Below are 4,113 nucleotides of genomic sequence, written 5' to 3'. Positions count from 1 at the left end.
CGAGACGGCATTCCGTCGTCGCGAGCGGCTCTGGAAGCCCGGAACGCTCTGCGTGAACCGCAGCTATCTGCGCAGGCAGCAGCTGCTGCATTTCGCCGGTCGTCCGATTGCCGACATCAACCGGCAGGAGGTGCGGCACTGGTTCGCCCGCCTGCGCGCGCCGCCCCTGCTGTCGCTGAAGTAACGACCCGACCACGTGAGGCCAAGTCCCGGCATCCGTACATGATTGTGGGTGCGTCCGGGACGTCTTCGCTTGTCGCCAGAAAGATGGCCCTGACCTGTCAGAATCCGGCTGGTTCGATATCCGGACGGGCCGGTCGCTATCGAGCAACCTGCTGAACCCTGTATTCGCAACCCTTGTTGGATCTGTTCCCAGGGAACCGCCATATCATCTGTCGCGGCCAGTCGCGGGAGATGAATTTCCCCCCGGCCTCGTCCATGCTGTCCGGCGCTTTGCGGCCAGGGCGAAAGGAACGGCGGACATGACCTCGAAGGACAACGGAGGCAACGACCCGTCCCCGCCGGACCGCGCCGGCGACGGCATGGACCTGCTGATCGGCTGGCGCGCGGGCGGGACAGAGGCGGCGGACGCACCTGCGGCTGAACGCAATGCCGGGGAAGACGCCGAACCCGGCGCCGAGGCCGCGTCTGTTCCAGCTTCCGATCCTGCTGCCATGACGACGGCGGATCTCGCTGCCAGCCAGCAGCGTATCCTTGCCCTGCTGGAAGACCTCGCGCCGAAACAGGCCGAAACGACGACCGGCGATGCCGGAACCGACCTGCAGGAGGCGGCGACAGCGATCCAGGCGGCGACGGAGTGGGTGAGCGACATCCGTGCGGCGATCGAGGCCGTTCTGGCCGCGACGGGCAAGTCGATCCAGAACCTGAATGCGGCCGAGAAGAGCCTCGACGAGAGCGTGAAGAAGCAGGGGACGGCCCTGTTGGCGATCCACGACAATGTGGAGCGGTTTACCGGGAGCGGCAACGCTTTCCTCGACAAGTTCGGCACGGCCTGGGAGGGAGCGCTGGAGGGGTTCCGGGCAGAGTGGCGGCGCACGCGGCGCTGGACCGTACCGGTCCTGGCGGCGGTGCTTGTGCTGATGCTGCCGACCCTGCCCGTTCTGGGAGCGACGGCCTCGGGGTTCGCGTCCCTCAGCAGACCGTCGGCCCCGACCAAGAGCATCGCGTCCGGCGATGCGCGGAAGACCGCCCGGAAGTCGCTTGGGCGGGCAAGCAGCTTGTGGATGAGAATCTCCTCGAAGTACAGGCCGGGGATCATGGCGCTGCCTCCCCGAGACCGCGCGGAGTGCCGGTGTTCGATCCGTTGATCATACCGTTCCCCGGCCCCTGCGACCACAGCGACGGCCGACGCGGCGCGTAGCAGGCGAGCTCGGGCGTGCGCCGCAGCCGCAGGCACGCACGCCTCAGCCGGTTCCGCACGGTGGAAGCGGGGAGGCTCTCGCGGCGCGCGATGTCGTTGGCGCTCAGACCGTGCCAGTAGCGCAGGAGAAGCAATCGCCGCTGGTCGTCCGGGAGACGGGCCAAGGCGTTTCCAATCCGAACCCGCAACTCGGCGGTCTCGGCGGCGGCCAGGGGATCCAGAGCCGTGTCCGCAGCGGCTGTGACCTCGCCGTCGGTCTCGACAAGGCGGTCCCGCTCGATCCGGTCCCGCCCGACCGCGTCGGCGCAGACGCGCTGGCAAAGCGTCTTCGCCCATCCGAGCAACGCTTCCGGGTCGCGGCACTGTCTCCGCTTCTCATGGATTCGGATGCGGCAGGCCTGCGCGAGTTCCTCCGCGGTCGTCCGGTCCCGCGCGAATCGCGTGGCGACCGACTGGACAAGCGGTTCGACCCGCAGCAGCAGGTCGTCGTCCCGGCACCGCCCGTCCCCCATGGTACTGCGACCGCCGTTGCGGTTCATCCGTCTGCTCCTCTCGGCACGAGTCCGCGCCTCGCTGGCCGAAGCGCACACTAAAGCTGCCGGTGGGACGAGCGCGCAGACAGGGTACTTTTTCCACGACTTTGGTGCCAAAAGGTTCCCGAGTCGTCCGGGAAGAAGTTCCCGGTGCTAGGGCAGAAACTTCCCGGCGGTGGGGAAGAAGTTCCCGAAATCCGCCGCGAAATATGCCAAGAACTTCCCGTCCGGCGCGATTTGCCGAAAACAAGCCGAACAAACCACCGAATCCGGGCTTCTGGGCCGGTGAGACGTTTTTCGGCCTCACACTGTCTATTAGGGCGAGGGCACGATCCCAAGGGGGGATCACCCGAACCACGGAGTTGACCGGGTCGCGACCGGCGCTCCAAGATCAAGGAGAGATCAAATGGACGCGATGAAGAAGATGCTCAGGCTGACGATGATGTTCTTCGCCAGCGCGCTCGTCGTCGGCACGGCGGTGAGCAGTACCGCCGTCCGGGCGAACGCCCTTCCGCATCCGTGCCAGTACGACACCTGCAAGAATTTCTTGTGGATCGACTGGTGCGATGGCGATGGCGGCGCCGCCACCTACTGCAACCTCGACGACCCGCATAGGGACTGCGTGACGACGCCGTGCGGACACGATGACGGTCCCGAAAAGAAATGATGGCGAAGCCGAACGCTCGTTTCGGGGCAGCCGCGCCTTCACCCGGCGCGGACGGTGCCAACATCGTAGGCCGGGAGGACGGGCAGTGGCCGTCCTCCCGGCCACGGGGCCTCCAGCGATTTGCCGCGTCTGTTCGCGGCCGCCTTGGGGCCGTTCTGGCGTACACTGCGGCCAGTCTCGGGACGGTTGGCTGCGAAGCGGATTCGATGGAGATCAGCCACCCGACGCCGGACAATATTCCCCTTGACGGCCCGGTGGTCGGTGCGTCGGAAGTCCCGGCAGGACTTGCGGGGAAGGAACTGGATGATTGGCTCGGGGCACGAGATGCGCTCCGCCGATCCGAAGTGGTGGTCACCATCGGGAGACTGGGTGAGGCTGGCGATAACGACGAAGAGGTCTTCGGATGGGTTGCGGACGCCAAGTTCGACGCCGGTGGGAATGTCGTCGTCCTGGATCGACTGGCGCGGCGAGTCACGGTGTTCGACCCGGTCGGACGTTTCCTGACCAAGTTCGGGCGGAGCGGCGAAGGACCCGGCGAATTCGGCGACGCCATCGCTCTCGCCATCTTGTCGGGCGACCGCATAGCGGTGGCCGACAGCCGCCGCCGTTTGGAGATCTTCGCGGAAAAGGACGGCGGGTACCTGTACGCCAGCCGACACCCTTTTCCCGCCGACCTCCACATGCGTGAGGGTCTGTGCCAGGCTGGCGACCGGCTTTTCCTGTCGGTCTGGCACGACGAGAGCAACGCGGTGGTCCACGAGGTGCCGCTGCAGCCGGCCCATGTGGGAAGGACCTTTGGACAAGGATACAAGGCTTCCTACGCGCTCGCGCGGCAACTCCTGTCCGACGGACCGATCGGATGCGCGGGCGATCCGCTGCGGATTGTCCACGCGCTCAACGCGCTGCCCGTGCTGCGGGCCTACGACGCGGACGACGGTTCGGAGGCGTGGACGGCACGAGTCGCGGACTACGTGCAGGGGCAGATTGTCGAGGAACGCGCCACGGGTTCCATCGCGTACGGATCGGGACTCAAGGACTTGGCCGTTTCGGTGACGGGGGTTGGCGATGGGTACATCCTGTACCAAACCGTCCGGGGAGAAAAGGCCGCACCGGAGGAGCTCGAAGTCCGCAGCTATCTGGTGGACGCAACCAGCGGCAACGGAGCGTTGATTTCCACCAGCCTGCCTATCGTGTCGGACGTCACCGACACCCACATCCTGGGGTATTGGGTTACGGGGATTCCAAGAGTGGAAGTCCGTAGGCTGGCACCCCGCAACAAGTGAAGGGGGAATAGAATCATGAAGCGCGTCGGAACGCGATGGACATGGCTGGCCGTAGCGGGCGGTGCGATGATTGGGCTGTTGGGGGTCTTTCCGAGGCCGGTGGAGGTTCGCTGGAGCGTCCCGCTACTCGCGGAGGATGCGTATGTGCCAATGGCGCGACAAGACTCCGGTGATGAACTGGTGTTCGTCTTCATCGGTTCGTCGCGCTGCCGTTGGTCGAATGACCCGCAGCTGCGGCCCCTGGCCAAG

At 66.1% G+C, this 4,113-nt stretch carries 6 protein-coding genes; 5 read left to right on the top strand and 1 reads right to left on the bottom strand.

Annotation, left to right across the window (positions count from 1 at the left end; all coding sequences use genetic code 11):
- On the top strand, positions 1-184 hold a 184-nt coding region (locus tag OXG30_15725; GenBank protein MCY4136338.1), incomplete at its 5' end, for a hypothetical protein.
- 298 nt (positions 185-482) lie between these two features.
- Complete coding sequence (locus OXG30_15720; protein MCY4136337.1) at positions 483-1,328, top strand: hypothetical protein; 846 nt, start codon at positions 483-485, stop codon at positions 1,326-1,328.
- On the opposite strand, the gene OXG30_15715 is transcribed toward OXG30_15720, so the two are convergent.
- On the bottom strand, positions 1,276-1,920 hold the full coding sequence (locus OXG30_15715) for a sigma-70 family RNA polymerase sigma factor (protein ID MCY4136336.1): 645 nt from the start codon (positions 1,918-1,920) through the stop codon (positions 1,276-1,278). The two genes, OXG30_15720 and OXG30_15715, sit on opposite strands and share 53 nt — an antisense overlap.
- 400 nt (positions 1,921-2,320) lie before the next feature.
- On the opposite strand from OXG30_15715, the gene OXG30_15710 reads away from it, so the two are divergent.
- From OXG30_15710 to OXG30_15700, 3 genes are all read left to right on the top strand, one after another.
- Positions 2,321-2,581, top strand: a complete 261-nt coding sequence (locus OXG30_15710; protein ID MCY4136335.1) for a hypothetical protein — start codon at positions 2,321-2,323, stop codon at positions 2,579-2,581.
- A 206-nt stretch (positions 2,582-2,787) separates the two neighbouring features.
- Positions 2,788-3,864, top strand: a complete 1,077-nt coding sequence (locus tag OXG30_15705) for a 6-bladed beta-propeller (GenBank protein ID MCY4136334.1) — start codon at positions 2,788-2,790, stop codon at positions 3,862-3,864.
- Positions 3,865-3,879: 15 nt separating this feature from the next.
- Positions 3,880-4,113 (top strand): hypothetical protein (locus OXG30_15700; protein MCY4136333.1); only part of this gene is annotated, 234 nt, incomplete at its 3' end.

This window comes from bacterium (genome assembly GCA_026708015.1).
Classification (GTDB): Bacteria; Actinomycetota; Acidimicrobiia; order Acidimicrobiales; family Bin134; genus Poriferisocius.
This window is presented reverse-complemented; position numbering and strand designations above follow the sequence as displayed.

Bases quoted from the DNA above. Each gene is read 5' to 3' on its own strand.
- OXG30_15720 (MCY4136337.1), top strand. From the start codon at position 483: ATGACCTCGAAGGACAACGGAGGCAACGACCCGTCCCCGCCGGACCGC.
- OXG30_15715 (MCY4136336.1), bottom strand. From the start codon at position 1,920: ATGAACCGCAACGGCGGTCGCAGTACCATGGGGGACGGGCGGTGCCGG.
- OXG30_15710 (MCY4136335.1), top strand. From the start codon at position 2,321: ATGGACGCGATGAAGAAGATGCTCAGGCTGACGATGATGTTCTTCGCC.
- OXG30_15705 (MCY4136334.1), top strand. From the start codon at position 2,788: ATGGAGATCAGCCACCCGACGCCGGACAATATTCCCCTTGACGGCCCG.